This window comes from Bartonella vinsonii subsp. berkhoffii ATCC 51672 (genome assembly GCF_902825225.1).
Lineage (GTDB): Bacteria > Pseudomonadota > Alphaproteobacteria > Rhizobiales > Rhizobiaceae > Bartonella > Bartonella berkhoffii.
In genome coordinates, this window is the sequence record NZ_CADEAK010000361.1 from 1 (window position 1) to 382 (window position 382).

The following is a 382-nucleotide window of genomic DNA, read 5'->3' on the forward strand; positions in this document are numbered from 1 at the left end:
ATAAACGCATCAACAAAAAATCGTAACCCTGATTGTGTCGGCATACGACCTGCAGATACATGAGGTGCATAAATCAAACCGAGATGTTCAAGATCACTCATAACATTGCGAATCGTTGCTGGTGATAATGTCTGTCGCAAAAGCTTAGAAAGATTTCGTGATCCTACAGGTTCACCATCATTAAGATAAGCTTCTACAATATGGCGAAAGATATCCCGCGAACGCTCATCAAGATATTTTAGTTCATCATCAATAGGTTTGTGCTTCATCACAATTGTTTCATTACTTTAAAACACCTCTTTTATATAAGTCTTGCCAAGGTTTGGTCAAATAGTCTAAAGCAGTGCAAAAGTATATCATATATTTATAGAAAAAATGCTAC

1 pseudogene is annotated in these 382 nt (G+C 36.1%); it reads right to left on the reverse strand.

The features are described from left to right. Positions 1 to 269: pseudogene (hrcA, locus tag J7R10_RS09615) on the reverse strand (heat-inducible transcriptional repressor HrcA); the annotation flags it as partial. Between the last annotated feature and the right edge of the window lie 113 nt (positions 270 to 382).